Below are 25,888 nucleotides of genomic sequence, written 5' to 3' on the forward strand. Positions count from 1 at the left end.
GTGCGGCGATGGACGTCGTCGAGGTCGTTCCCACGTTCGAGCAGTACGCGTTCACCTTCGGCGGCGTCCGCCCGCTGATGCGGATCGCGCCCGGGACGGCGTTGCGGGTGTGGTCTGACGACGCCTTCTGCGGTGTGCTGCGCAAGCCCTCCGACCTCTCCGGCGAGAAGGTGGACCTGCGGTTCGTCAACCCGCAGACAGGCCCCTTCTTCGTCGAGGGTGCCGAGCCGGGGGACACCCTGGCGCTGCACTTCGTCGCGATGGAGCCGGCGCGGGACTGGGGCGCGTCGGCGGCGATCCCGTTCTTCGGCGGGCTCACCAGCACCGACCGGGTGGCCACGCTGCAGGACCCGCTGCCGGACACCACGTGGATCTACGAGCTCGACCGCGCGCGCAACACGGTGACCTTCGCGGCCCGGCACAGCGACCTGGAGATCGCGCTCCCGGTCGAGCCGATGCTCGGCACGGTGGGGGTCGCGCCACCCGGCGGGGAGGTGCGCAGCTCGCTGGTGCCCGAGCGCTTCGGCGGCAACATGGACACCCCGCAGATGCGGCCGGGCTCCACCTGCTTCCTCGGCGTCAACGTCGAGGGCGCGCTGTTCTCCGTCGGGGACGGGCACTACCGGCAGGGCGAGGGCGAGGCCTGCGGCACCGCCGTCGAGGGCGCGATGACCACCACCCTGGTCGTGGAGCTGATCAAGGGCGGCGGGGTGGGCGGGTTCCCGGCATGGCCGCGGATCGAGGACGACACGCACTGGATGACGGTCGGGTCGAGCCGGCCGCTGGAGGACGCCTGGCGGATCGGCCAGGTCGAGCTGGTGCGGTGGTTCGGCGAGCTCTACGGGCTGCACCCGATGGACGCCTACCAGCTCCTCTCGCAGATCACCGAGGTGCCGATCGCCAACGTCGTCGACGCGAACTACAGCACCGTGGTGAAGGCCCGCAAGTCGCTCCTGCCCCGGGCCACCGCCTACGGCGGGCTGCACGACGACCTCCGCCGCCGCGCGGCGACCCTGCGCTGACCCACCTCCGGGAGGACCCCGCATGGACCTGCAGCTGACCGGCTCCCGCGTGCTCGTGACCGGGGGGACCCGCGGCATCGGCCGGGCGATCGTCGAGGCCTTCGTCGACGAGGGCGCCGTCGTGGAGTTCTGCGCCCGCGACGCCGCCGAGATCGAGGCGACCGAGAAGGCGATCACCGAGCGCGGGGGCCGGGCGACCGGCGTGCGGCTCGACGTGCGGGACGGGCCGGCGCTGACCGGCTGGGTCGAGGCCGCCGCCGGCCGGCTGGGCGGGCTCGACGCCGTCGTGGCCAACGTCAGTGCCCTGGCGGCGGGGCCGGGGGAGGAGAACTGGTACGCCTCCTTCGAGGTCGACCTGATGGGCACCGTCCGGCTCGCCACGGCCGCCCTGCCGCACCTGGAGGCCTCCGGGCGGGGCTCGATCGTCGCGATCTCCAGCGTCTCCGGGCGCGAGGCCGACTTCGCCGCGGGGCCCTACGGGACGATGAAGACCGCGATCGTGGGCTACGTCTCCGGGCTGGCCTTCCAGCTGGCCGGGCGCGGGGTCCGGGCCAACGTCGTCTCGCCGGGCAACACCTACTTCGCGGGCGGCTTCTGGCAGGGCATCGAGCACGGCGACCCGGAGCTGTTCGCCGCGTCACAGGCGCTCAACCCGACCGGCCGGATGGGGACGGCGGAGGAGATGGCCAGGGCGGTGGTGTTCCTCTCGAGCCCGGTGTCGAGCTTCACGACCGGCACCAACCTCGTCGTCGACGGCGCGCTCACCCGCGGCATCCAGCTCTGACCTCCCCGGCTCCCGTCCGTCCGGGCCGGGAGCCAGGGGGCCGGCGGGATTCCGGTCGGCCCGCCCGGGTACCCGCTGCTCATGCGACTCCTCCTCACCGGCGCGTCCGGGTTCGTGGGCGGCCGGCTCGCGCCGGCCCTGGTGAAGGCGGGCCACGACGTGCGCGCCATGACCCGCCGGCCGGACGACTACGGCGGCGCCGGCACGCCGGTGGCCGGCGACGTCACCGACGAGGCGTCGCTGCGGCAGGCGCTGCGCGGCTGCGAGGCCGCGTACTACCTGGTGCACTCCCTCGGCGACGCCGACTTCCAGCGCAAGGACGCCGGTGCCGCGCGGACCTTCGCCCGCGCCGCCGCCGACGCCGGCGTCGAGCGGATCGTCTACCTCGGCGGCCTGGGCCGCGACGGCGACGACCTCTCCGCGCACCTGCGCAGCCGCCGTGAGGTGGAGCGGCTGCTCGCCTCGACGGGGGTCCCGGTCACCACGCTGCGCGCGGGCATCGTCGTCGGGCACGGGGGCGTCTCCTGGGAGATGACCCGCCAGCTCGTGGCGCACCTGCCGGCGATGGTCACCCCGCGCTGGGTGCACACCCGCACGCAGCCGATCGCCGTCGCCGACGTCGTCCGCTACCTGGTGGGCGTCCTCGAGGCGCCCGACGCCAGGGGCCGGGCGTTCGAGGTCGGTGGCCCCGAGGTGCTCACCTACCTCGAGATGCTCAGCCGGGTCGCCGACATCCAGGGCAGGCACCTGTTCGTCGTCCCCGTGCCGCTGCTGACGCCGAGCCTGTCCTCGCGCTGGCTGGCGCTGGTCACCGACGTCGACGTGACCACCGGCCGCTCGCTGGTCGACTCGATGATCAACGAGGTGGTCGTCACCGACGACGCGATCCGCACGGTGGTGCCCTTCGAGCCGATGGGTTACGACGAGATGGTGCTGGTGGCGCTGGGCGAGCGGGCCGCCGACCGCCGGCGCGCGGACCGCGCCCGCCGCGCCGGCCTGCTCGCCCGCGGCGCCCGCTCGTGAGCCGACGGCACCGGGGTCTGCTGACGCGAGCGGCCGACCGGCTGCCGGACTGGCTGGTCGAGCCGGTCCCGCGGGACCACCGCGAGACCGACGCGGCCTTCCGCCGTCGTCGGCGGGTGACCGCGGGCGTGGCGCTGGGGGGTGCCGGGCTGCTCGGGGTCTCGCTGTCGACGAGGCCCGGCTCGCCGGCCTTCTACGGCCTCACGCTGGCGGTGGCCGGCACCTGGGTCGCCGGTGGCCTGGCCTCGGGGCCGCTGCACCTGGGCTGGATGCTCACGCCCGGCCACCAGCTGCGCCGCCCCGTGGTGACGCCGGTGGTCACCGGGGCCGGCGCCTTCGGCGTCTTCTACGGCGCGGCCCTGGTGGCCCGCCGGGTCCCCGTCCTCGACCGGTCGATCACCAGGGTCATGCGCTACGCCCACCAGGGCTCGACCCCCCTGGTGGCGACGACGGCGCTGGCCAACGGCGTGGCCGAGGAGGTCTTCTTCCGCGGCGCGCTGTACGCCGCCATCGGCGCCGACCGCCCGGTGCTCACCTCGACCGCGGTCTACGCCCTGGCCACCGCGGCCACCCGCAACCCGGCCCTGCTGCTCGCCTCGCTGGTCATGGGGGCGCTGTTCGGGGTCCAGCGGCGGGTCACCGGCGGCATCCAGGCCCCGGTGCTCACCCACGTCACCTGGTCGGCGCTGATGCTGCGGTTCCTGCCCCCGCTGTTCGCCGACCGCACCGACGTGCGCGACCCGCGCCCCGCGGCCGCCTGACGGCTCTCACCACCCCCGGTCGCGCCACTCCCCGAGGTGCGGGCGCTCGGTCCCGAGCGTGGTGTCCTTCCCGTGGCCCGGGTAGACCCACGTGTCGTCGGGCAGGACGGCGAACAGCCGCTGCTCGACGTCCTCGACCAGGCTGGCGAAGTCCTCGGGCGACCAGGTCTTCCCGACGCCGCCGGGGAACAGGCTGTCGCCGGTGAACACGTGCGTGCCGGCGTCGCCCGGGCCGCGCCAGACCAGCGCGATGCTGCCCGGGGTGTGCCCGCGCAGGTGCACCACCTCGAGCACCTGCTCGCCGACGGCGACCGTGTCGCCGTGCGCCACCGTGCGGTCCACCGGCACCGGCAGGTCGCCGGCGTCGGCGGCGTGCGCGACGGTCCGCGCGCCGGTGGCCGAGACGACGTCGGGCAGGGCGCGGTGGTGGTCCCAGTGCCCGTGCGTGGTGACGACGGTGCGCAGGTCGGCGTCGCCGACCAGGGCACGCAGCGTCTCCGGCTCCGCGGCGGCGTCGACCAGCAGCGCCTGCCCGGTCGCGGTGCACCGCAGCAGGTAGGCGTTGTTGGCCATCTCGCTGACCGCGACCTTGCCGACGGTCAGCCCGGGCAGCTCCCGGACGTCGGCCGGACCGCCCACCTCGACGTCGCCGGTGTAGCTCATCGGGCCTCCGTTCGAGATCTGTCGGCCACCGCGGATACGGTCGCCGCATGGACGCTAGCGGAGGTCCCGGCGGCGCCCGGGTCGTCGGTCTGCCGGCCACCGAGATCGCCGCGCGGGTGCGGTCCGGCGAGCTCTCCGCCGTCGCGGTGGTGCGCGCCCACCTGGCCCACCTCGCCGACGTCGAGCCGCGGATCGGGGCGTTCCGGGTGGTCCGCGCCGAGGCGGCCCTGGCCGAGGCGGCGGCGGTGGACGCCGCGCCCGACCGGTCGTCGCTGCCGCTGGCCGGCGTCCCGGTCGCGGTCAAGGACAACATCGCCGTGACGGGGGAGACGCCCACCGGGGGCTCCCCGGCCTGCCCGGCGGCGCCCGCGTCCGAGGACCACCCCGTCGTATCCCGCGTGCGCGCGGCCGGCGCCGTCGTCCTCGGGATCACGCGCATGCCGGAGCTCGGCCTCTACGCCGCCACCGACGCCCCCGGCGCCGTCAGCCGCAACCCGTGGGACACCGCGCGGTCCCCGGCGGGCAGCTCCGGGGGCAGCGCCGCCGCGGTCGCCGCCGGCGTCGTCCCCCTCGCGCTCGGCAACGACGGCATGGGGTCGCTGCGGCTGCCCGCCGCGGCGTGCGGGCTGGTGACGCTCAAGCCGGGCCGCGGCGTGGTCCCCACCCTCCCCGACGACTGGTCCGGCATGGTCGAGAACGGGGTCCTGGCCACGACCGTGGCCGATCTCGCGCTGGCCACCTCGCTGCTCGCGGGGGAGCGGCCCGGCCCTCCCGCCGCGCCCGCCGGCCCGCTGCGGATCGCCGTGGCCACCGCCCCGCTGGTGCCCGGCGTCCCCACCGACGGCCCGGCACGGGCGGCGGTCGAGGCGGTCGCCGCCGAACTGCGGTCGGCCGGGCACACCGTCGTCCGACGGCGGCTGGTCGTGCCGCCGGGAGCGGCCGGCGGCACGCTCGCCCGGTGGCTGGCCGGCGCCGACTCCGGCGCCGACGCCCTGGGGGTCGACCGGGCGGCACTGCAGCCGCGCAGCCGGGCGCACGCACGGATCGGCCGGCTGGTCCGCCGGGCCGGCCTGGTGCGGCCGCGGACGGCGGAGCGGTTCCGTCGGCGGATGACCGCGTTCTTCTCCGACGTCGACCTGCTGCTCACGCCGGTGACCACCGGGCCGCCCCTGCCGGCCCGGCCCTGGCACGAGCGGTCGTTCACCTCCAACGTCTGGGCCAACGCGCGGTGGGCGCCGTGGACGCCGCCGTGGAACCTGGCCGGCCTGCCCGCGCTGGTCCTGCCCGCCGGGACGCGCGCCGAGGGGCACCCCCTGGCGGTCCACATCGCCGGCCCCCCGGGCAGCGAGACGCGACTACTCTGGCTGGCCGGGGAGCTGGAGCGCCGGCAGCCCTGGCGTCGTCACGCGCCGGTCTTCGACCCCGCCGGGGCGCCGTCCCCGGCTTCCGTCTGAGCTGCCGCCACACGGCAACGTCGCCGTCGTCACGGATTGCGCCCGGACGGTGACGGCGTTGCGCGCATCGACACCTCGACACCTCCACCGCGGGCCCGGCGAGACCGGCCGGCCCGGCTGACCGACAGGGATCACATTGGACCGTCTCGTCGTCCGCGGCGCCCGTGAGCACAACCTCAAGGACGTCCACCTCGACCTGCCCCGCGACGCCCTGATCGTCTTCACCGGGCTGTCCGGGTCGGGGAAGTCGAGCCTGGCCTTCGACACCATCTTCGCCGAGGGCCAGCGGCGCTACGTCGAGTCGCTGTCGGCCTACGCCCGCCAGTTCCTGGGCCAGATGGACAAGCCCGACGTCGACTTCATCGAGGGGCTGTCGCCGGCCGTCTCGATCGACCAGAAGTCGACCAACCGCAACCCGCGCTCGACCGTCGGCACGATCACCGAGGTCTACGACTACCTGCGGCTGCTCTACGCGCGCGCCGGCCAGCCGCACTGCCCCAACTGCGGCAAGCCGATCTCGCGGCAGACGCCGCAGCAGATCGTCGACCAGGTGCTGGCCATGGAGGAGGGCACCCGCTTCCAGGTGCTCGCGCCGGTCGTGCGGGCCCGCAAGGGCGAGTACGTGGACCTGTTCAGCTCGCTGCAGACCCAGGGCTTCTCCCGCGTCCGGGTCGACGGCACGGTGCACCCGCTCACCGAGCCGCCGAAGCTGAAGAAGCAGGAGAAGCACACCATCGAGGTGATCGTCGACCGGCTCACGGTCAAGGAGAGCGCCAAGCGCCGCCTGACCGACTCGGTCGAGACCGCCCTCGGCCTGGCCGGCGGCCTCGTCGTCCTCGACTTCGTCGACCTGCCCGACGGCGACCCGCAGCGCGAGCGCACCTTCTCCGAGCACCTCGCCTGCGTCGACGACGGGCTGTCCTTCGAGGCCCTCGAGCCGCGCAGCTTCTCGTTCAACTCGCCGTTCGGCGCCTGCCCCGAGTGCACCGGCATCGGCACCCGCAAAGAGGTCGACCCGGACCTCGTCATCCCCGACCCGGAGAAGAGCCTCGCGCAGGGCGCGGTGGCCCCGTGGGCCGGCTCGATGAGCAACGAGTACTTCCAGCGGCTGCTGTCCGGGCTGTCGGACATGCTCGGGTTCTCCATGGACACGCCGTGGCAGGACCTGCCGGCCAAGGTGCAGAAGGCCGTCCTGCACGGCTCGCCCGACCAGGTGCACGTCCGCTACAAGAACCGCTACGGCCGCGAGCGCAGCTACTACGCCGCGTTCGAGGGCGTGCTGCCCTTCCTCGAGCGCCGGCACGAGGACACCGACAGCGAGTACATGCGGGACAAGTACGAGGGCTACATGCGCGACGTGCCCTGCCCCGTGTGCCACGGCACCCGGCTCAAGCCGGAGATCCTCGCGGTCAAGCTCAACAACCGCTCGATCGCCGAGGTCACCGGCCTGTCGATCGGCGAGGCCTCCGAGTGGCTGGGCGCGCTGGAGCTGGGGGAGCGCGAGCGGGCGATCGCCGACCGCGTGCTCAAGGAGATCCAGGCCCGGCTGTCGTTCCTCGTCGACGTCGGCCTGGACTACCTCTCGCTCGACCGGCCGGCGGCGACGCTGGCCGGCGGCGAGGCGCAGCGCATCCGGCTGGCCACGCAGATCGGGTCGGGGCTGGTCGGCGTCCTCTACGTGCTCGACGAGCCGTCGATCGGGCTGCACCAGCGGGACAACACCCGGCTGATCGAGACCCTCGTGCGGCTGCGCGACATGGGCAACACGCTGATCGTCGTCGAGCACGACGAGGACACGATCAAGACCGCCGACTGGGTGGTGGACATCGGCCCGGGTGCCGGCGAGCACGGCGGTGAGGTCATCGTCAGCGGCACCGTCGAGGATCTGCTGGCGAGCGAGCGCTCGCTGACCGGCCAGTACCTGTCCGGCCGGAGAGAGATCACCGTGCCGAAGGTGCGGCGGCAGCCGCAGCCGGGCCGGGAGCTGGTGGTCAAGGGCGCCCGCGAGCACAACCTCAAGGGCGTCGACGTGACGTTCCCGCTGGGCTGCCTGGTCGGCGTCACCGGGGTGTCGGGGTCGGGCAAGTCCAGCCTGGTCAACGACATCCTCTACACGGTGCTGGCCAACCAGCTCAACCGCGCCCGGATGGTCCCGGGCCGGCACCGCACGGTCACCGGCCTGGAGCACCTGGACAAGGTCGTGCACGTCGACCAGTCGCCGATCGGCCGCACCCCGCGGTCCAACCCGGCCACCTACACCGGGGTCTGGGACCAGATCCGCAAGCTGTTCGCCCAGACGTCGGAGGCGAAGATCCGCGGCTACCAGCCGGGGCGCTTCTCGTTCAACGTCAAGGGCGGTCGCTGCGAGGCGTGCTCCGGCGACGGCACGATCAAGATCGAGATGAACTTCCTGCCGGACGTCTACGTCCCCTGCGAGGTGTGCAAGGGCAACCGGTTCAACCGGGAGACCCTCGAGGTGCACTACAAGGGCAAGACGGTGGCCGAGGTCCTCGACATGCCGATCGAGGAGGCCGCCGACTTCTTCGCGGCGATCCCGTCGATCGCGCGGTACCTGCGCACGCTGACCGACGTCGGCCTGGGCTACGTGCGGCTCGGCCAGCCGGCCACCACCCTCTCCGGCGGCGAGGCGCAGCGGGTGAAGCTGGCCAGCGAGCTGCAGAAGCGGTCCAACGGCCGCAGCGTGTACGTCCTCGACGAGCCGACCACCGGCCTGCACTTCGAGGACATCCGCAAGCTGCTGCTGGTGCTGCAGGGCTTGGTCGACAAGGGCAACTCGGTGATCGTCATCGAGCACAACCTCGACGTGATCAAGAGCGCCGACTGGCTGATCGACATGGGGCCCGAGGGCGGGTTCCGGGGCGGCACGGTCGTGGCCGAGGGGCCGCCGGAGTTCGTGGCGTCGGTCCCGGAGTCGCACACCGGCCGCTACCTCGTGCCGCTGCTCGACCCGGCGGCCGTCGAGTCCGCCGCGGCCGGCCCGAGGAAGCGGGCCACCCGCAAGCGCGCCAGCTGAACACCGCCTCGGCGCCGGTCCCGGGGGTCCCGGGGCCGGCGCCGAGCCGTGTCCGGGGGACGTCAGCGGCGCGGCCTGCGACGCAGCGCCAGCGCGGCGGCGACCACCACCGCAACCGCGACGGCGACGGCCGGCACCCAGCCCGGCAGCCCGCCCGCGCTCTCGGCGGACGCCGCGTCGGTCCCCGTCCCGGGGTCGGTGGCGGTGGTCGCGTCCCCGGCCGGGGTCGGCTCGGCAGCGTCGGAGACCGCTGCGGACGGCGGAGCCGACGTCGGGGGCATGTGGGCGACGGGCGCGGTGAGCGCGGCGCCGTCGTGCGCCACGGGCCCGGCCCCGACGGGCGCACCGTCGGGGCCGGACACGGTGACCTCACCGCCGAGGATGCTCGCGGTGGAGGTGAGCACGACCGCCTGCGGGGTGGTCGTCACGGTGCTGTCGGCGGCGGGCTCGGTGGCGCAGGCCTCCGCCGTCGAGGGGTGGGACCAGCGCCCCTGACCGTCCCGCGAGCCGCCCGCGCCGTCGTTCAGCAAGGCGGTGGGCTGGTCCCGGCGGTGAGGCCCGTGGGGGTGGTGACGGTCAGGGTGCCGTCGGGGGCGAGTTCGTGGGTCCAGCCGGGTGCCTGGTGCTTGCCGCGGTGGTGGCGGGTGCAGAAGCCGACGAGGTTGGCGGCGCAGGTGTCGCCGTGCGGCCAGGCGATCAGGTGGTCGAGCTCGCCGCCGTGGGGCACGGGGCGGCGGCAGCCGGGGAAGCGGCAGCGGCGGTCGCGGGCGCGGACGTGCCGGTCCAGCGCTGCCGCGGGCCGGTAGCCGTCGGTCGGTCCGGGGGTGCCCAGGCCGGGGCGGCCGGTGAGGTCGTGGTCGCAGGTCTCCGGCCGGCGTCGGCAGGCAGGTGCGCCGCAGGTGCCGGTGCGGCGCATCGCGGGCAGGTCGGTGAGGCAGAGCAGCGCGCCGCTGACCGCGGAGGTGAGGGCGATGCGGGGCCGGTCGGTCAGCCCGCCTCCGCCCGTGGCGCCCAGCAGGGCGGCCAGGGTGTCCCGCGCCTCGTCGGTGGCCGCGCGCAGGGCGCTCAGGGCGTCGGGTGCGGTGCTGACCCGCCCGCCGGCACTCGCCTGGAACGCCGCTTCGTCGGCGGCTGCGGCAGCCTCGGCGGTGCGCACCACCCGACGGGCGCGGCCGAGTGCCTGCTGGGCGGCGAGCACGGCGGTGCCGGCGTCGTCGACGGCCCGGTCAGCGCGCACCCACCAGCCCTCGGACACGTCACCGGCCGGTGCCGCCGGTGTCAAAGCGGGCTCGGAGGAGTCGGATGCTGGTTGGTCGCCGTCATCGCGGTCGTCGGTCGGTGGGCCACAGCAGCCCTCCGGCGGCCGGTCGTCGCACGGCTCGTCGTCGAACTCGCCGGCCAGGATGCGGTCCTCGAACTGCGCCGACCAGCGGGCGAGGTCCTCCTGCTCGGCCAGGAGAGCGCGCAGCTCCGCCGAGGCCGCCTCATCGGCGGCTGCCTCGTCGGCGACGATCGGGTCGGCGGCGGTCTCGTCGACGGCGGGGTCGTTGGCGGAAGACGCGTTGGTGGCGGTCCCATCGGCGCAAGGCGCGCCGGCGGCCCGGTCGGTGAGAGTGACCTGGCCACCGGACAGCGCGGCGAGCAGCGCCCGCACCATCTCCGCGGGCACGAGCTGCCCGTCGATCTCGCACGGTGCGTCCCCGCCCAGCAGCGCCCCGGCCGGCGCCAGCACGGTCAGCGTCACCTGCACCGGCGGCAGGGCGGACTCACCGGGGCGCAGCACCAGGTCCAGCAGGCAGTCGGCCATCCTCTGCCCCCGGGTGCGCCCATCGCGGGGCAGCGCGTCGGCGTAGGCACCCAACGCCTGGATCAGCGCCCGCGCCTCCGGCGTGGTCAGCAGCGCCGTCAGCACGCTCATGCCGTCCACCCGGTCCGGGCGCACCTCGATGCCGCGCCGGCGCACCGCCCGGGCCAGCTCGTCGGCCGCGTTCCGGGCGTTGCGGCGCAGCACCTCCCGCCGCGCCTCGTCGCTCAGCTGCGCCGGGGTGGTCACCCCGCGTGCGGCCACCCAGGTCAGCAGCACCCGCTCCACCTCCGCCCGCAGGCCGTCATCGGCGATGGGGGCGACCTTGTCCAGCAGGCACCCCAGGAGCCCGGGGTGCAGCAACCCGGCCTCCAGTGCATCGAGGGTGGCCGGCAGCCGGTGCACCAGCGTCAGGGACCGCTCCAGCAGCGCCTCGGCGGCCTGCTCGCTGATCGACAGCGCCACCGTCAGCTCCTGAGCCGCCCACTCGCTCACCGCCCGCAGCACCTCCGACCTCGAGGCCCACCGCTCGGCCGACATCGCCCCCGGCTCACCCGGAGCCCGGTCGGCCGACGCCGGCCGGGACACCGCGAACGCCGCCACCGCCCGCGCCTGGAGCGCGGTCTGCCGGGACACCTCCCGCCAGGCGGTCTTTACCGCCCCCAGCGGACCGGACGCCAGCCCGACCGGCGGTGCGCCCACCGGAGCGGTCAGCACGTCGTCCACGCATTCGATCATACGTTCGAACGCGGTGACGCGCACCACTCGGGCGAGGAATGCGCAGGTCAGGAGGGGTGCGCGACGGCCGAGCCGGGAGGTGCAGTGCCGTGCTCGGCTACGAGAGGGAGGAGGTCCCACGGGTCCGGTAGCACTGCGCGCACTGACCATCCCGGGGTTCGTCGTGCCGGCGGTGGACGAGCGGGTGGCGTCCGGCCTGCACCGCACCGACCCGCTGCGCGGCCGCAGGCGGTGCGTGGTCTCGGCCGTCGGCGCGGACGTGTCGTCCGCGGCGCTGGGACCCGGCCGTGCGGTCGACAGCGACCAGCGCCGGGTGAGCGAGCTGCTCCGGGAGGGCGAGACCGACGGCGCCCCGCCGCACACCCGGTTCGCTGCGATGCTGCCCCGGTGAGCCGGGCGAGCGAGGACTCCAACCGTCGCATGCTGCGGGCACGGGACGAGATGGACCGCTCCTACGCCGAACCGCTCGACGTCCCCACGCTGGCCCGGATCGCGCACGTGTCCGAGGCGCACTTCATCCGCACCTTCCGGGCGACCTTCGGCGAGACGCCGCACCGGTACCTGCAGCGCCGCCGGGTGGAGCGGGCGATGTGGCTGCTCCGCAGCACCGACCGGTCGGTGACCGACGTCTGCATGTCGGTCGGCTTCTCCAGTCTCGGCACCTTCAGCCGGGTGTTCGCCGAGGTCGTGGGGGAGCCGCCGAGCGCGTACCGCCGCCGCGGGCCGCTGGCGGCCGTGCCCAGCTGCTTCGGGATGCGGTGGCTGAGACCGAGCGAGCACAGCGCAGGAACGGAGAAGCCCGGCGAGGTCCCGGCGCCCTAGCGTCCGACGCGTGCTGAACACCATCTCGATCACGCAGATCTACGTCCTCGACCAGGACCGGGCGCTCGACTTCTACGTGGGCAAGCTCGGCTTCGAGGTCAAGACCGACCAGCAGTTCGGGCCGATGCGCTTCCTCACCGTCGCCCTGCCCTCCGACCCCGGCCACGCGGTGCTGCTGGAGCTGCCTGCCCCGCCCTCGGTCAGCCCGGAGCTGGCCGAGCAGGTGCGCGACCTGGTCACCCGGGGTGCCGGGGGCGGCCACCTGTTCTTCACCACGGACGACGCGCACAAGACCCACGCCGCGCTGCGGGAGAAGGGCGTGGACGTGCCCGAGGAACCGGTCGTGCAGCCCTACGGCATCGACTTCGGCTTCCGCGACCCGTTCGGCAACTCGATCCGCGTCGCCCAGATGACCCCGCAGCCCTCCACCTGATGCGCTCGGAGCCCGGCTCCCGGCCGCGCCGGCGCCGTCCCTGGAGGGGTACCTGCTTGAGCGGATACGGGGACGGGCCGTATCGTCCGCTGTGACGGACGTCACGCCGCCGTCGCGGTGTGGCGGGTGCCCGATGGAGGAGACGCCCATGAGCGCGCTCACGCCCGACTGCGACCCGGACCTGTCCACCTGTGGCTCACCCGTGGGCTCGACGCCGGGTGGGAGCGTGCGCTCCACGGTCGTCCTGCTCGCCCTGGTGACCGTCGCGGTGCTCGCCGTCACCGGCGACGCCGTGCCGGGTGCCGTCGCCTTCCTCGCGGGCGGCGTGGGTCTGGTCTCGGCACTGGTCCTGGGCGGCCGGGGCGTGCGCCTCACCCGCCGGGCCGTGAACGCCGCCGCCTCGTGGGCGCCCGAGGTGCGCCGGTCCCGCCCGGCGGGCTGACCCGCACCGCCACGACGACGGCACCCCGGGCTGCCGAGCCGGCCCGGGCGCGGCAGGCTGACCGCGCGACGACGCCGTCCGAGGAGGCCGCCCGATGACCAGCCCCGCACCCGTCACCTGGACCGACGCCGCCGACGGCGTCCGGCTGGCCGAGCGCCGCTGGCGTCCCGACGGTGAGGTGCGCGGGACCATCCAGCTGGTGCACGGGCTCTCCGAGCACGCCGGCCGCTACGAGCGGCTGGCCGCGGCGCTCACCGCCCGCGGCCTCGCCGTCGCCGCGCTCGACCACCGCGGGCACGGGCGCACCGCGGAGTCGACCGGACCCGGGGGCTTCGGGGAGGGCGCGACCAGCGACGCCGTCCTCGAGGACGTCCGCGAGCTGGGGGAGCGGCTGGCCGCCGAGCACCCCGGCGTGCCGCGGTTCCTGCTCGGCCACTCGCTCGGCTCCGCCGTGGCACTGGCCTCCGCCGAGCGCGACGGCGCGGTCCTGGCCGGCCTCGTGCTGTCCGGGCCGATCGGCGTCGCGCCGCACTTCGCCGAGGCCGTGCCGCAGCTGGAGGCCGCCGTCGCCGGCGGGATGGGGGACCAGCCGATGGACGCCCTCGGTGCCTTCAACGCGCCCTTCGAGCCGGCCCGCACCCCCTACGACTGGTTGAGCCGCGACGAGCAGGAGGTCGACGCCTACCTGGCCGACCCGCTGTGCGGCGACGACGTCCCGCCGACGTACGGCTACGGCGCCGGGATGTTCGCCCTGGTGACGCGGGCCGCGAGCCCCGAGGGCGTCGCCGGGCTGCCCGGCGGTCTGCCGGTCCTGCTGCTGTCCGGGCAGCGCGACCCGGTCGGCGGCGAGGACGCCGCCCAGGTGACCGCGCTGGCCGAGCTGCTGCGCGGGCGGGGGCTGCCGGTCGAGCAGCGGGTCTACCCCGACGCCCGCCACGAGGTGTTCAACGAGACCAACCGCGACGAGGTGACCGCCGACCTGCTGGCCTGGCTGGAGCAGCGGCTGGCCGGATGACGCGGGCGGCCCGGATGACGCCGGCGGGGGCGAACCACACCGGTGTCGTCCCCCCGACCTAACCTGTGAGCCATGCCCGACCCGTCCACGTACCGCCCCGCGGTCGGCAGCATCCCCGAGAGCCCCGGGGTCTACAGGTTCCGCGATCCCAACGGCCGCGTCATCTACGTGGGCAAGGCCAAGAGCCTGCGCCAGCGGCTGAACAGCTACTTCGCCGACGTCGCCGGCCTGCACCCGCGCACCCGCCAGATGGTGACGACGGCGGCGGGCGTCGAGTGGACCGTCGTCGGCACCGAGGTCGAGGCCCTCCAGCTCGAGTACAACTGGATCAAGGAGTTCGACCCGCGGTTCAACGTCCGCTACCGCGACGACAAGAGCTACCCGAGCCTCGCCGTGACGCTCAACGAGGAGTACCCGCGGCTGCAGGTGATGCGCGGGCCGAAGAAGAAGGGCGTCCGGTACTTCGGGCCCTACGCGCACGCCTGGGCCATCCGCGAGACGCTCGACACGCTCACCCGCGTCTTCCCCGCCCGCACCTGCTCCAACGGCGTCTTCAAGCGCGCCGGGCAGATCGGCCGGCCTTGCCTGCTCGGCTACATCGGCAAGTGCGCCGCCCCCTGCGTGGGCCGGGTCAGCGCCGAGGAGCACCGCGGGATCGTCGACGACTTCTGCGACTTCATGGCCGGCCGCACCGACCTCATGGTCAAGCGGCTGGAGCGGGAGATGGCCGAGGCCGCCGAGGCCATGGAGTACGAGAAGGCCGCCCGGCTGCGCGACGACCTCGGCGCGCTGAGGCGGGCCCTGGAGAAGCAGGCCGTCGTCCTCGGGGACGGCACCGACGCCGACGTCGTCGCCTTCGCCCAGGACGAGCTGGAGGCCGCCGTCCAGGTGTTCCACGTCCGCGGCGGGCGGGTGCGCGGCCAGCGCGGCTGGATCATCGACAAGGTCGAGGAGGTCGACACCGGCGAGCTGGTCGAGCAGTTCCTCCTGCAGGTGTACGGCGGTGTGGACGAGCAGACCGGCGTCGGCGAGGCGGGGGAGGCGGTGCCCAAGGAGGTGCTGGTCCCCGAGCTGCCCGAGGACGCCGACGTCTACGAGGAGCTGCTCACCGAGCTGCGCGGCTCGCGGGTGTCGCTGCGGGTGCCGCAGCGCGGCGACAAGCGCAGCCTGCTCGAGACCGTGGAGCGCAACGCCAAGGAGGCCTTCGCCCGGCACCGCGTGAAGCGCTCCAGCGACCTCACCGCCCGCAGCCTGGCGCTGTCCGAGCTGCAGGAGGCGCTCGAGCTGCCCGAGGCGCCGCTGCGCATCGAGTGCATCGACGTCTCGCACGTGCAGCAGACCAACGTCGTGGCCAGCATGGTCGTCTTCGAGGACGGCCTGGCGAAGAAGTCCGACTACCGCCGGTTCTCCGTCCAGCACGGCACCGACGACACCGCGGCGATGGCCGAGGTGGTCCGCCGCCGGTTCGCCCGCCACCTCAAGGAGGAGGCCGACCGCCGGGACGAGCAGGGCGTCGCCGCGGAGGAGGGCCGGCCGCGCCGGTTCGCCTACCCGCCGAACCTGCTCGTGGTGGACGGCGGCGCCCCGCAGGTCGCCGCGGCCGCCCGCTCGCTGGACGAGCTCGGCGTCGTCGACGTCGCCGTCTGCGGGCTGGCGAAGCGCATGGAGGAGGTGTGGCTGCCGGGGGAGAGCGACCCGGTCATCCTGCCGCGCACCTCCGAGGCGCTCTACCTGCTGCAGCGGGTGCGCGACGAGGCCCACCGGTTCGCGATCACCTACCACCGGCAGAAGCGTTCGGTCAGCATGCTGGTCTCCCTGTTGGACGACGTCCCCGGTCTCGGGGAGACGCGGCGGAAGGCGCTGATGAAGCAGTTCGGGTCCCTCAAGCGGCTGCGCGCGGCCTCGGTCGACGAGCTCGTCGCGGTGCCCGGCATCGGCCGCCGGACCGCCGAGGCGGTGCTGGCCGCCGTCGCCGAGCCGGCCGCGGACCGGCCCGCCGACGACGTCGACGCGGACGACGTCGTCGAGAGCACGACCGCGCCGGCCGGGCCGGCCGAGCGGGGGACGCCCGTCCCCGGCGCCGGTGACACCGCCGAGGTCGGCCGGGTCGCCTCGTGAGCACCGAGCAGGGGACCGGGGCCGGGACGGCGGCCCCGACCGCCGGCGCCGCCGCACGGGAGGGGCAGGCCGGGCCCCAGGCCGACGTCCCGGCCGGCCTCGACGGGAGCAGCACCGAGACGCCGCCGGTCGAGGTGGTCGTCGTCACCGGCCTGTCCGGCGCGGGCAAGAACAGCGCCGGGCGGGTGCTGGAGGACCTCGGCTGGTACGTCGTCGACAACCTGCCGCCGGCACTGCTCGCACCCATGGTGGAGCTCGGCGCCCGCGGCGACGTCCGCCGCTTCGCGGCCGTCGTCGACGTCCGCAGCCGGGCCTTCTCCAGCGACCTGCAGGAGGCCATCCGGGTGCTCGCCGAGGCCGGGCACCGGCCGCGGGTGGTGTACGTGCACGCCCGCGACGAGGTGCTGGTCCGCCGCTACGAGTCCAACCGCCGCGAGCACCCGCTGCAGGGCTCCGGGCGGCTCATCGACGGGATCACGGCCGAGCGGTCCCTGCTCACCGGCATCGCCGGCGAGGCCGACCTGTGGGTGGACACCAGCGACCTCAACGTCCACCAGCTGCGCGCCACCCTGGAGAACGCCTTCGCGCGGGAGGGCCGCACCCCGCCGCTGACGGCGACCGTGCTGAGCTTCGGCTTCAAGTACGGCCTGCCGCTGGACGCCGACCTCGTCGTCGACGCCCGCTTCCTGCCCAACCCGCACTGGCTGCCCGAGCTGCGCCCGCACACCGGCCAGGACCCCGACGTCCGGGACTACGTCCTCGGCCAGGAGGACGCCGGGCCCTTCCTGGACCGCTACACCGACGTCCTGCGGCTGCTCGTGCCCGGCTACCGCCGCGAGGGCAAGCGCTACCTGACCCTCGCGGTCGGCTGCACCGGCGGCAAGCACCGCAGCGTCGCCATCGCCGAGGAGTTCGCCCGCCGGCTCCGGGCCGAGGGCCTCGACGCGGTCGCCCGCCACCGCGACCTGGGCCGCGAGTAGTGGGCGCGCCTCCCCGGGTGGTCGCCTTCGGTGGCGGCCACGGACTGGCCGCGGCCCTGGGCGCCTGGCGGCGGATCACCCCGGACCTGACCGCCGTCGTCACCGTGGCCGACGACGGCGGCTCCTCCGGCCGCATCCGCCGCGAGATGCCCGTGCTGCCCCCCGGCGACCTGCGCATGGCGCTGGCCGCGCTGGCCGGGGAGGACCCGGCCCGGCAGGAGATGGCGCGGTTGTTCCAGCACCGGCTCGGGGGCACCGGCGTGCTGGCCGGGCACCCGGTCGGCAACCTCGTCCTCACCGGCCTGGTGGAGCTGCACGACGGCGACACCGTCCGTGCCCTCGACGCCGCCCGCGAGCTGGTCGGCGCCTGCGGGCGGGTGCTGCCCATGGCCGACGTGCCGCTCGACCTCGTCGCCCACGTGGAGACGATCGACCCCGACGACCCGGCCCGCACCCGCACCATCCGCGGCCAGGTGGCCATCGCCTCCACCCCCGGCCGGGTGCGCGACATCCTGCTCGCGCCGCCCGACCCGCCCGTGCACCCCGACGTGCTCGCCGCGATCGCCACGGCCGACGTCGTGTCGCTGGGCCCCGGCTCCTGGTACACCTCCGTGCTGCCCCACCTGCTGGTGCCCAGGCTGCGCGCGGCGCTGGCCGCGAGCCCGGCCCGGGTGGTCGTGGTGCTCAACCTGGAGCCGCAGCCGGGGGAGACCGACGGCTTCTCGCCGGAGGAGCACCTGAGGGTGTTGCACGCCCACCTGGGCGGTGTGGCGCTGCACACCGTGATCGCGGATGCGGAATCGGTGGTTGACCGTTGTGGTCTCCTGTCTGCAGTGCGCGAGTGCGGCGCCGAGCTCGTCCTGGCCCCGGTCGCCGAGCTCGACGGCTCACCGCGCCACGACCCCACGCGGCTGTCCGCCGCACTGACCTCGGTGGTCGGAGCGCGGTGACGGGTAGGGGTCGCAGCCGGTACACCGGTACCGACGGTGACCGGACGGTTCGAGGGGGAGAGGTGACGCCGCGTATGGCGCCGCAGCAGGCGAGGGGGTGGTCGTCGTGGCGATGACCGCCATGGTCAAGGACGAGCTGTCCCGGGTGGAGTGCACGCGGACCTCCGAGCGCAAGGCCGAGGTCACCGCGCTGCTCCGCTTCTCCGGCGGACTGCACATCGTGGGCGGTCGCGTCGTCATCGAGGCCGAGCTGGACACCGGGTCGGTGGCCCGCCGGCTCCGGCGGGACATCAGCGAGGTCTACGGCTACACCAGCGGGGTCAGCGTGCTGGCCGGCGGCAACATCCGCCGCGGCGTGCGCTACCTGGTGCGCATCGCCAAGCACGGCGAGGGCCTCGCGCGGCAGACCGGGCTGGTCGACCAGCGCGGCCGCCCGGTGCGCGGGCTGCCGCCGTCGGTGGTGTCCGGCAGCATCAACGACGCCGAGGCCGCCTGGCGGGGGGCGTTCCTGGCGCACGGCTCGCTCACCGAGCCCGGCCGGTCCTCCTCGCTCGAGGTCACCTGCCCCGGCCCGGAGGCGGCCATGGCCCTGGTCGGCGCGGCCCGGCGGCTGGGCATCGCCGCCAAGGCCCGCGAGGTCCGCGGCGCCGACCGGGTCGTCGTCCGCGACGGCGACGCGATCGGCGCGCTGCTGACCCGCATGGGCGCGCACGACGCCGTCCTGGCCTGGGAGGAGCGGCGGATGCGCCGCGAGGTCCGGGCCACCGCCAACCGGCTGGCCAACTTCGACGACGCCAACCTGCGCCGCTCCGCGCGCGCCGCGGTCGCCGCCAGCGCCCGGGTCGAGCGGGCGCTGGAGATCCTCGCCGGGGACGCCCCCGAGCACCTGCTGGTCGCCGGCCGGCTGCGCCTCGAGCACGGCCAGGCCTCGCTGGAGGAGCTCGGTCAGCGCGCCGACCCGCCGATGACCAAGGACGCCGTCGCCGGTCGCATACGGCGTCTGCTGGCGATGGCCGACAAGCGGGCGAAGGACCTCGGCATCCCCGACACCGAGTCGGTCGTCACCGAGGACATGCTCGCGCAGTAGCGCCTGGGAGGTCCCCTCACCCGGCCGGGTGAGGGGACCTCCAGCCGGCCCGCCCCGGCGTCGATCCCGCAGCAGTGGCGTGCAACGGAGTCGCGCCCCTCGACGCGGGAGCCGCCATGACGACGGTGTTGCAGGTGGTGTTCTGCTGCGCCGCCCTGGTGGCCGTCTGCACCGCCGTCCTGGCCCACCGGCACCGGCACCGCACGCCCGCCGCGACCGCGCTGACCGCCACGATGGCCGGGGTCGCCCTCTGGTCCGCCACCGACGCCGCGGTCCTCCTGGTCGGGTCCGACGTCGTCCACCGGCTCTACGCGCCGGTCCTGCTGGCCGCGATCAGCCTCGCGGTCGTCGGCACCTACGCGACGGCCCGGACGGTGTCCGACCCCTCGTGGCGTGCCACCCCCCGGACGCGGTTCCACCTCGCGGTCGTCCCCGTGCTGGTGGTCCTGGCCGCGGCCCTCCCGGCGACGCGCGAGCTGGTGATGACCGACGTCCCGCCGGGCCCGGTGGGTGCCGAGGCGCAGGTGACCCTCGGGCCGCTGTTCCTGGCCGCCACCGCCTACAACTACGTCCTCACCGGCACCGCCTACGGCCACCTGGTGCGCCGCTGGGTGCGCGCCACCGGCGTCTTCCGCCGACAGATCGGGGTCCTGCTCGCCTCGGCCGCGTTCTCCAGCACCGGCGGCGTGGTGGCGGTGGTCAGCCAGCTCGACGGGCAGGGCACCGACCCGACCCCGCTGTTCCTCCTGGTCACCGGCCTGGTCGACTGCTGGGCGCTCTTCCGCCTCGGTCTGCTGCGCGTCGTGCCGGTCGCCCGCGAGCAGGTGGTCGACACCGTCCCCGACGCCGTCCTCGTGGTCGACCCCGCGGGCCTGGTCATCGACGTCAACCCGGCGGCCACCCGGATGCTGCACCGGCTGCGACCGGAGCTGGCCGGCGAGCTCGTCGGCCGCCCGCTGGTCGAGCTGGCCGGGCCGCAGACCGTCGCCGTCCTGGACCGGACCGAGCAGCGCAACGGGCACCGCGTCGCCGAGGTGGTGCCGGGGCTGTGGCTCGACGTGCGCGCATCGGGGGTCAGCGACCCGCGCGGCCGGGCACTGGGGCGGATCCTCGTCGTCCGCGACGTCAGCGAGCAGCAGGAGCGGCAGGCCGCCGTCGAGCGGCTCAACGAGCAGCTCGCCGAGCAGGTGGCGGTCATCGAGCGGCTGCGGGCGGAACTGGCCGAGGAGGCCGTCCGCGACCCGCTGACCGGGCTGCACAACCGCCGCCACCTCGACCGCGCGCTCGCCGCCGACCTGGCCCGGCGACCCCGGTCCGGCGAGCTGTCGGTGCTCGTCGTCGACGTCGACCACTTCAAGCGCGTCAACGACCGCTTCGGGCACGCCGCCGGGGACCGGGTGCTCACCGCGGTCGCCGCGGTCCTCGACGGCGCCGTGCGGGAGGGGGACACCGCCGCGCGGCTCGGCGGGGAGGAGTTCGTGCTCGTGCTGCCCGGCGCCGGCCGCGCGCAGGCCCTCGAGCGCGCCGAGCGGGTGCGCTCCGAGATCGCCGCCGCCCGGCACCTGCTCGGCGGCGAGGCCCTCGCCGTCACGGCGAGCGTCGGGGTCGCCGTCTGCCCGTCCGACGGGGCGGACGCCGCCGCCCTGCTCGAGGCCGCCGACCGGGCGCTCTACACCGCCAAGGCCACCGGGCGCGACCGGGTCGTCGCCGCGGCCGCCGGCGCCCCCGTGCCGGAGCTGGTGCCCGGCGGCTGAGACTCGACCGGACGGCTCGCGCCCTGCCCGATAGGGTCGTCCCCAGTCGGGGCCGCGCGCCGCGCGGCCGACCGGGGCGACAGTCGAGCATGGAGGTCAGCTGTGACCGTACGCGTGGGCATCAACGGCTTCGGCCGGATCGGGCGCAACTTCTGGCGAGCGGCCGCGGCCAGCGGCAAGGACGTCGAGATCGTGGCGGTCAACGACCTGACCAGCCCCGAGGTCCTCGCGCACCTGCTCAAGTACGACAGCGTCCTGGGCGTGCTGTCCGAGGACGTCGCCGCCGACGGCGAGGGCATCAAGATCGGCGGGTCCACCGTGAAGGTGCTCTCCGAGCGGGACCCGGGCAACCTGCCGTGGGGAGACCTGGGCGTCGACGTGGTGGTCGAGTCCACCGGCTTCTTCACCAAGGCCGACGACGCCCGCAAGCACGTCGACGCCGGCGGCGCCAAGAAGGTCATCATCTCCGCGCCGGCCACCGGCGACGACCTGACCATCGTCATGGGCGTCAACCACGAGCAGTACGACGGCTCGCAGACGATCATCAGCAACGCGTCCTGCACCACGAACTGCCTGGCCCCCCTGGCCAAGGTGCTCAACGACGCCTTCGGCATCGAGCGCGGCCTGATGACCACGATCCACGCCTACACCGCCGACCAGAACCTGCAGGACGGCCCGCACAAGGACCTGCGCCGCGCCCGCGCCGCCGCGCTGAACATCGTCCCGACCTCCACCGGTGCGGCCAAGGCGATCGGCCTGGTGCTGCCCGAGCTGCAGGGCAAGCTCGACGGCTACGCCCTCCGCGTCCCGGTGCCCACCGGCTCGGCCACCGACCTCACCGTCCAGCTCACCCGCGAGGCCTCGGCCGACGACATCGACGCCGCGTACCGCGAGGCCGCGGCCGGGCCGCTGGCCGGGTACCTCAGGTACACCGACGCGCCGATCGTCTCCTCCGACATCGTCACCGATCCGGCGTCGTGCATCTACGACTCCAAGCTCACCAAGGTCTTCGGCCCGATGGCCAAGGTGCTCGGCTGGTACGACAACGAGTGGGGCTACTCGAACCGGCTCGTCGACTCCGTCGAGCTCGTCGGACGTTCCCTCTGAGATGCGCGCCCTCGACGACCTGCTCGCCGAGGGCGTCTCGGGTCGGCGCGTGCTCGTGCGCGCCGACCTGAACGTCCCCCTGGACAAGCAGACGCGCGCCATCACCGACGACGGGCGCATCCGGGCCAGCCTGCCGACGCTGCAGGCGCTGCGCGAGGGCGGCGCCCGCGTCGTCGTCGCCGCCCACCTGGGCCGGCCCAAGGGTGCGCCCGACCCGCAGTACTCGCTGGCCCCGGTGGCCGCCCGGCTCGGCGAGCTGCTCGGCACCGACGTGCCGCTGGCCGCCGACGTCGCCGGCGACGACGCCCGCGCCCGGGCCGCGGCCCTCGGCGACGGCGACGTCCTCCTCGTGGAGAACGTCCGCTTCGAGGCCGCCGAGACGAGCAAGGACGACGCCGAGCGCGGCGGGCTGGCCGACCGGCTGGCCGCGCTGGCCGACGTCTACGTCGACGACGCCTTCGGCGCGGTGCACCGCAAGCACGCGTCGGTGTACGACGTCGCGCAGCGGCTGCCGCACGTGGCCGGCCGGCTGGTGGCCACCGAGCTCGACGTCCTCACCCGGCTGACCACCGACCCCGCGCGGCCCTACGTGGTCGTGCTGGGCGGGTCGAAGGTGAGCGACAAGCTCGCCGTCATCGAGGCGCTGCTGCCCAAGGTCGACCGGCTGCTGGTCGGTGGCGGCATGTGCTTCACCTTCCTGGCCGCGCAGGGGCACGGCGTCGGGAAGTCGCTGCTGGAGGCCGACCAGGTCGACACCTGCCGCCGGCTGCTGGCCGACGCCGGCGACCGGATCGTCCTGCCGGTCGACGTCGTCTGCGCGCCGGAGTTCAGCGCCGACGTGGAGACGACGATCGTCCCGGTCGAGGAGATCCCGGACGAGCAGCTGGGCCTCGACGTCGGCCCGCGGACGGTCGAGGCCTTCGGCCGCGAGCTGGCCGGCGCGCGGACGGTCTTCTGGAACGGCCCGATGGGCGTGTTCGAGCTGGCGCCGTTCCAGGCCGGCACCCGCGGCGTCGCCGAGGCCGTGGCCGCCGTCGACGGGCTGTCGGTGGTCGGCGGCGGTGACTCCGCGGCCGCCGTCCGGCAGCTCGGCCTCGACGAGTCGGCCTACGGGCACATCAGCACCGGCGGCGGCGCGTCGCTGGAGTACCTCGAGGGCCGGGAGCTGCCGGGCCTGGCGGTGCTCGCCGAGGGAGGGGGCACCTGATGGCCCGCACGCAGCCGCCGGCCCGCCGCGAGGGCCGCCGCCCGCTGATCGCGGGCAACTGGAAGATGCACATGACGCACCTGGAGGCCATCGGCCTGGTGCAGAAGCTCGTCTTCAGCCTCACCGAGAAGCAGCTCGACGGCGCCGAGGTCGTCGTCCTGCCGCCGTTCACCGCGCTGCGCAGCGTGCAGACCCTCGTCAACGGCGACCAGCTGGCCGTCGGGTACGGCGCGCAGGACCTCTCGGCGCACGACTCCGGCGCCTACACCGGTGAGGTCAGCGGCGCGATGCTCGCGGCGCTGGCCTGCGGCTTCGTCGTCGTCGGGCACTCCGAGCGGCGGGCGCTGCACGGCGAGGACGACGCCGAGGTCGCCGCCAAGGTGCAGGCCGCCCTGCGGCACGGCCTCACGCCGATCCTGTGCGTCGGGGAGGGGCTCGACGTCCGCCGCGCCGGCGGGCACGTGCCCCACTGCACCGCCCAGCTCGACGCCGCGCTCGACGGAGTCTCCGCCGAGCAGGCCGAGCGGATAGTCCTCGCCTACGAGCCGGTGTGGGCGATCGGCACCGGCGAGGTGGCCACCCCCGAGGACGCGCAGGAGGTGTGCGGTGCCCTACGGTCACGGCTCGCCGAGCGTTTCAGCCCCGCGACGGCCGCCGTCGTCCGTATCCTCTACGGCGGGTCGGTGAAGTCCGCCAGCACGGCCGGGATCCTGGCCGGGCCGGACGTCGACGGCGCACTCGTCGGGGGCGCGAGCCTGGACGCCGAGGAGTTCGCGCAGATCTGTCGGATCGCCGCTGAGGGCAGCTAGTCGCAGCCGCCGGCGGCCCAGTGGGGGCGGGTGGGTGGACAGCACGCGCGAGCGCTCCTCCGGGAGCACGTCCACCCGGCCCCCGGGCCGCCGGCCGGCGTGGCTGCGCGGCACGGCCGGGCGCGTCCTCGCCCTGGCCGGCGTCGTGGTGCTGGTCGTCGTCCTCGCGGTCAGCTGCGGCGGCGGCCGCGACGGCGCCACGGCCGTCCCCGTCCTCGGCGACGGGCCCGACGCCGGGGTCGACGGCGTCCGCTCGGCGTCCGACGCGACGGGCGGGACGCTGCGCGTGGTCACCGGCGAGATCGACAGTCTCGACCCGCAGCGGTCCTACCAGCCGGGCGTGTGGAACCTCATGCGGCTCTACACCCGCACGCTGGTCACCTACTCCTCCGAGCCCGGCAGCACCGGCGACCTGGTGCCCGACCTCGCCACCGACGTCGGCACCACCACCGACGGCGGGCTGACCTGGGCGTTCACCATCCGCGAGGGCGCCCGGTTCGAGAACGGCCGGGCGATCACCTCGCGCGACGTCAAGTACGGCATCGAGCGGTCCTTCGCCTCGGACGTCGTCGTCGGCGGCCCCACCTACGTCGTCGACCTGCTCGACGACCCCGCCAACCCCTACGCCGGGCCCTACCAGGACGAGACCCCGGGCCGGCTCGGGCTGGCCGCCGTCGAGACGCCCGACGACCTGACCGTCGTCTTCCGGCTGCGCACCGCCCGGCCCGACTTCCCCCACGTGCTGGCGCTGCCCTCGAGCAGCCCGGTGCCGGTGGAGAACGACACCGGCGCCGACTACGGCCGCGACCCGGTCTCCTCCGGCCCCTACGCGGTGACCACCGTCGACCCCGAGACCGGCATCGTCCTCGACCGCAACCCGCAGTGGGACCGCGCGGCCGACCCCATCCGCTCGGCGCTGCCCGACCGCGTCGTCGTCCGCACGGGGATGTCCAACCTCGAGCGCGACCAGGCGCTGCTGGCCGGGTCGGCCGACGTCGACGTCTCCGGGATGGGCGTGCACGCGGCCACCACGTCCCGGCTCGCCGAGGGGGCCGGGGGAGAGGTGCCTCTGGCCGACCGCGTCGACGACGTCACCAGCGGCGCGGTGCGGATGCTGGCGCTGCCGACCGACGTGGCGCCGATGGGCAACGCCGACTGCCGGGCCGCGGTGGCCGCGGCCATCGACCGGCGCGCCGTGCAGGACGCGCTCGGCGGCGGGGACAACGCCGTGCGCACCTCGCAGCTGTGGCCGCGGGCGCTCGCCGGCGGGCCGGAGGAGCCCGACCCGGGCCCGGACCTCGACGCCGCCCGCGCCGCCTTGACCGCCTGCGGCCAGCCGCAGGGGTTCAGCACGGTGCTGGCCGTCCCCGACGCCGAGACCAGCATCGGGGTCGCCGAGGAGGTCTCCGACCAGCTGGCCGCCGTCGGCATCGACGCCCGGGTGACCCCGTTGCCGGCGGCGAGCTTCTACGCCACCGACGTCGGCAGCCCGGACAACGTGGCCCGCAACGGCTACGGCATCGTGCTGGCCACCTGGAGCGCCGACTTCCCGACCCCCAGCTCCTTCCTCGTCCCCCTGGCCGACGGCCGGTCGGTGAGCGCGGTGGGCAACACCAACTACGCCCGGCTGACCGACCCGGCGCTCTCGGGTCTGGTCGACGCCGCCCGCCGGGCCGCCGACCCGGGACCCGCCCGGACGGCGTGGGCGGAGGTGGCCACCGCGGCCCGCGCCACCGACGCCTACGTGCCGCTCGTGGAGACCCGCCTGCAGCTGCTGGCCGGCCAGCGGCTGCGCAACGGGGTGGTCATGCAGCCCTACGCCGGCTACGACCTGGCCACCGCGGGCGTGCGCTGACCGGGACGCCCGCGGGCACCGGTTAC

Annotated in this window: 23 protein-coding genes; 20 read left to right on the forward strand and 3 right to left on the reverse strand. The window is 75.2% G+C overall.

The features are described 5' to 3' along the window. Positions 1–8: 8 nt before the first annotated feature. The 4 genes from JOD57_RS22035 to JOD57_RS22050 all read left to right on the forward strand — a co-directional run bounded on the left by JOD57_RS22035 (position 9) and on the right by JOD57_RS22050 (position 3,590). Positions 9–1,022 (forward strand): acetamidase/formamidase family protein, encoded by a 1,014-nt coding sequence (locus JOD57_RS22035; protein WP_204693974.1) that lies wholly within the window; start codon positions 9–11, stop codon positions 1,020–1,022. Between the two features lie 22 nt (positions 1,023–1,044). Continuing rightward, on the forward strand, positions 1,045–1,806 hold the full coding sequence (locus tag JOD57_RS22040) for an SDR family NAD(P)-dependent oxidoreductase (protein ID WP_204693975.1): 762 nt from the start codon (positions 1,045–1,047) through the stop codon (positions 1,804–1,806). Positions 1,807–1,887: 81 nt separating this feature from the next. Continuing rightward, the gene (locus JOD57_RS22045; RefSeq protein ID WP_204693976.1) at positions 1,888–2,829 is read left to right on the forward strand and encodes an NAD(P)H-binding protein; all 942 of its coding nucleotides are present in this window, start codon (positions 1,888–1,890) and stop codon (positions 2,827–2,829) included. After that, positions 2,826–3,590 (forward strand): CPBP family intramembrane glutamic endopeptidase, encoded by a 765-nt coding sequence (locus tag JOD57_RS22050; protein ID WP_204693977.1) that lies wholly within the window; start codon positions 2,826–2,828, stop codon positions 3,588–3,590. Before JOD57_RS22045 ends, JOD57_RS22050 begins: the two co-directional genes overlap by 4 nt. 6 nt (positions 3,591–3,596) lie before the next feature. Here the strand turns inward: JOD57_RS22050 and JOD57_RS22055 are convergent, their stop codons facing one another. After that, positions 3,597–4,253 carry an MBL fold metallo-hydrolase gene (locus JOD57_RS22055; RefSeq protein ID WP_204693978.1) on the reverse strand — a complete coding sequence of 219 codons (657 nt, stop codon included), beginning with the start codon at positions 4,251–4,253 and terminating at the stop codon, positions 3,597–3,599. Between the two features lie 47 nt (positions 4,254–4,300). Between JOD57_RS22055 and JOD57_RS22060 the strand changes: the two genes are divergently transcribed. Both JOD57_RS22060 and uvrA read left to right on the forward strand, forming a co-directional pair. Then, the gene (locus JOD57_RS22060; protein WP_204693979.1) at positions 4,301–5,707 is read left to right on the forward strand and encodes an amidase; all 1,407 of its coding nucleotides are present in this window, start codon (positions 4,301–4,303) and stop codon (positions 5,705–5,707) included. A gap of 136 nt (positions 5,708–5,843) precedes the next feature. Further along, the gene (gene uvrA / locus JOD57_RS22065; RefSeq protein WP_239568732.1) at positions 5,844–8,741 is read left to right on the forward strand and encodes an excinuclease ABC subunit UvrA; all 2,898 of its coding nucleotides are present in this window, start codon (positions 5,844–5,846) and stop codon (positions 8,739–8,741) included. Positions 8,742–8,803: 62 nt separating this feature from the next. On the opposite strand, the gene JOD57_RS22070 is transcribed toward uvrA, so the two are convergent. Continuing rightward, positions 8,804–9,271 carry a copper resistance protein CopC gene (locus tag JOD57_RS22070; protein WP_204693980.1) on the reverse strand — a complete coding sequence of 156 codons (468 nt, stop codon included), beginning with the start codon at positions 9,269–9,271 and terminating at the stop codon, positions 8,804–8,806. Beyond that, on the reverse strand, positions 9,265–11,271 hold the full coding sequence (locus JOD57_RS22075; RefSeq protein ID WP_307824858.1) for an HNH endonuclease signature motif containing protein: 2,007 nt from the start codon (positions 11,269–11,271) through the stop codon (positions 9,265–9,267). Before JOD57_RS22075 ends, JOD57_RS22070 begins: the two co-directional genes overlap by 7 nt. A gap of 175 nt (positions 11,272–11,446) precedes the next feature. Between JOD57_RS22075 and JOD57_RS22080 the strand changes: the two genes are divergently transcribed. The 14 genes from JOD57_RS22080 to JOD57_RS22145 all read left to right on the forward strand — a co-directional run bounded on the left by JOD57_RS22080 (position 11,447) and on the right by JOD57_RS22145 (position 25,862). Continuing rightward, positions 11,447–11,674, forward strand: coding sequence for a DUF6191 domain-containing protein (locus JOD57_RS22080; protein ID WP_204693982.1), 228 nt, complete (start codon positions 11,447–11,449; stop codon positions 11,672–11,674). Next, positions 11,671–12,105 (forward strand): helix-turn-helix domain-containing protein, encoded by a 435-nt coding sequence (locus JOD57_RS22085; RefSeq protein WP_307824859.1) that lies wholly within the window; start codon positions 11,671–11,673, stop codon positions 12,103–12,105. Before JOD57_RS22080 ends, JOD57_RS22085 begins: the two co-directional genes overlap by 4 nt. Before the next feature lie 10 nt (positions 12,106–12,115). Continuing rightward, positions 12,116–12,538 (forward strand): VOC family protein, encoded by a 423-nt coding sequence (locus JOD57_RS22090; RefSeq protein ID WP_204693983.1) that lies wholly within the window; start codon positions 12,116–12,118, stop codon positions 12,536–12,538. 148 nt (positions 12,539–12,686) lie between these two features. Next, positions 12,687–12,980 carry a hypothetical protein gene (locus tag JOD57_RS22095; RefSeq protein WP_204693984.1) on the forward strand — a complete coding sequence of 98 codons (294 nt, stop codon included), beginning with the start codon at positions 12,687–12,689 and terminating at the stop codon, positions 12,978–12,980. A gap of 94 nt (positions 12,981–13,074) precedes the next feature. Continuing rightward, positions 13,075–13,995 (forward strand): alpha/beta fold hydrolase, encoded by a 921-nt coding sequence (locus JOD57_RS22100; RefSeq protein ID WP_204693985.1) that lies wholly within the window; start codon positions 13,075–13,077, stop codon positions 13,993–13,995. Between the two features lie 72 nt (positions 13,996–14,067). Beyond that, the gene (gene uvrC, locus JOD57_RS22105) at positions 14,068–16,113 is read left to right on the forward strand and encodes an excinuclease ABC subunit UvrC (RefSeq protein WP_204693986.1); all 2,046 of its coding nucleotides are present in this window, start codon (positions 14,068–14,070) and stop codon (positions 16,111–16,113) included. Next, complete coding sequence (gene rapZ, locus JOD57_RS22110) at positions 16,110–17,093, forward strand: RNase adapter RapZ (protein ID WP_307824860.1); 984 nt, start codon at positions 16,110–16,112, stop codon at positions 17,091–17,093. Before uvrC ends, rapZ begins: the two co-directional genes overlap by 4 nt. Further along, the gene (locus JOD57_RS22115) at positions 17,093–18,043 is read left to right on the forward strand and encodes a gluconeogenesis factor YvcK family protein (RefSeq protein ID WP_204693987.1); all 951 of its coding nucleotides are present in this window, start codon (positions 17,093–17,095) and stop codon (positions 18,041–18,043) included. Before rapZ ends, JOD57_RS22115 begins: the two co-directional genes overlap by 1 nt. Before the next feature lie 112 nt (positions 18,044–18,155). Continuing rightward, a complete protein-coding gene (gene whiA, locus JOD57_RS22120; RefSeq protein ID WP_239572990.1) occupies positions 18,156–19,130 on the forward strand; it encodes a DNA-binding protein WhiA in 975 nt (324 codons plus the stop codon). Positions 19,131–19,246: 116 nt separating this feature from the next. Then, positions 19,247–20,884: a histidine kinase N-terminal 7TM domain-containing diguanylate cyclase gene (locus tag JOD57_RS22125; protein ID WP_204693989.1), complete on the forward strand. Its 1,638-nt coding sequence runs from the start codon at positions 19,247–19,249 to the stop codon at positions 20,882–20,884. 102 nt (positions 20,885–20,986) lie between these two features. Continuing rightward, entirely contained in the window at positions 20,987–21,991 is a 1,005-nt protein-coding gene (gap, locus tag JOD57_RS22130) for a type I glyceraldehyde-3-phosphate dehydrogenase (protein WP_204693990.1), read from the forward strand. 1 nt (position 21,992) lies between these two features. Further along, positions 21,993–23,198, forward strand: coding sequence for a phosphoglycerate kinase (locus JOD57_RS22135; RefSeq protein ID WP_204693991.1), 1,206 nt, complete (start codon positions 21,993–21,995; stop codon positions 23,196–23,198). After that, positions 23,198–24,007, forward strand: coding sequence for a triose-phosphate isomerase (gene tpiA, locus JOD57_RS22140; protein WP_204693992.1), 810 nt, complete (start codon positions 23,198–23,200; stop codon positions 24,005–24,007). Before JOD57_RS22135 ends, tpiA begins: the two co-directional genes overlap by 1 nt. 34 nt (positions 24,008–24,041) lie before the next feature. Beyond that, positions 24,042–25,862: an ABC transporter substrate-binding protein gene (locus tag JOD57_RS22145; protein WP_204693993.1), complete on the forward strand. Its 1,821-nt coding sequence runs from the start codon at positions 24,042–24,044 to the stop codon at positions 25,860–25,862. The last annotated feature ends 26 nt before the right edge of the window (positions 25,863–25,888 follow it).

This window comes from Geodermatophilus bullaregiensis (assembly GCF_016907675.1).
GTDB classification, from domain to species: domain Bacteria; phylum Actinomycetota; class Actinomycetes; order Mycobacteriales; family Geodermatophilaceae; genus Geodermatophilus; species Geodermatophilus bullaregiensis.

Bases quoted from the DNA above. Each gene is read 5' to 3' on its own strand.
- whiA (WP_239572990.1), top strand. From the start codon at position 18,156: ATGACCGCCATGGTCAAGGACGAGCTGTCCCGGGTGGAGTGCACGCGG.
- uvrC (WP_204693986.1), top strand. From the start codon at position 14,068: ATGCCCGACCCGTCCACGTACCGCCCCGCGGTCGGCAGCATCCCCGAG.
- JOD57_RS22055 (WP_204693978.1), bottom strand. From the start codon at position 4,253: ATGAGCTACACCGGCGACGTCGAGGTGGGCGGTCCGGCCGACGTCCGG.
- JOD57_RS22035 (WP_204693974.1), top strand. From the start codon at position 9: ATGGACGTCGTCGAGGTCGTTCCCACGTTCGAGCAGTACGCGTTCACC.
- JOD57_RS22125 (WP_204693989.1), top strand. From the start codon at position 19,247: ATGACGACGGTGTTGCAGGTGGTGTTCTGCTGCGCCGCCCTGGTGGCC.
- JOD57_RS22100 (WP_204693985.1), top strand. From the start codon at position 13,075: ATGACCAGCCCCGCACCCGTCACCTGGACCGACGCCGCCGACGGCGTC.
- JOD57_RS22060 (WP_204693979.1), top strand. From the start codon at position 4,301: ATGGACGCTAGCGGAGGTCCCGGCGGCGCCCGGGTCGTCGGTCTGCCG.
- JOD57_RS22045 (WP_204693976.1), top strand. From the start codon at position 1,888: ATGCGACTCCTCCTCACCGGCGCGTCCGGGTTCGTGGGCGGCCGGCTC.
- JOD57_RS22040 (WP_204693975.1), top strand. From the start codon at position 1,045: ATGGACCTGCAGCTGACCGGCTCCCGCGTGCTCGTGACCGGGGGGACC.
- JOD57_RS22095 (WP_204693984.1), top strand. From the start codon at position 12,687: ATGAGCGCGCTCACGCCCGACTGCGACCCGGACCTGTCCACCTGTGGC.
- JOD57_RS22135 (WP_204693991.1), top strand. From the start codon at position 21,993: ATGCGCGCCCTCGACGACCTGCTCGCCGAGGGCGTCTCGGGTCGGCGC.
- tpiA (WP_204693992.1), top strand. From the start codon at position 23,198: ATGGCCCGCACGCAGCCGCCGGCCCGCCGCGAGGGCCGCCGCCCGCTG.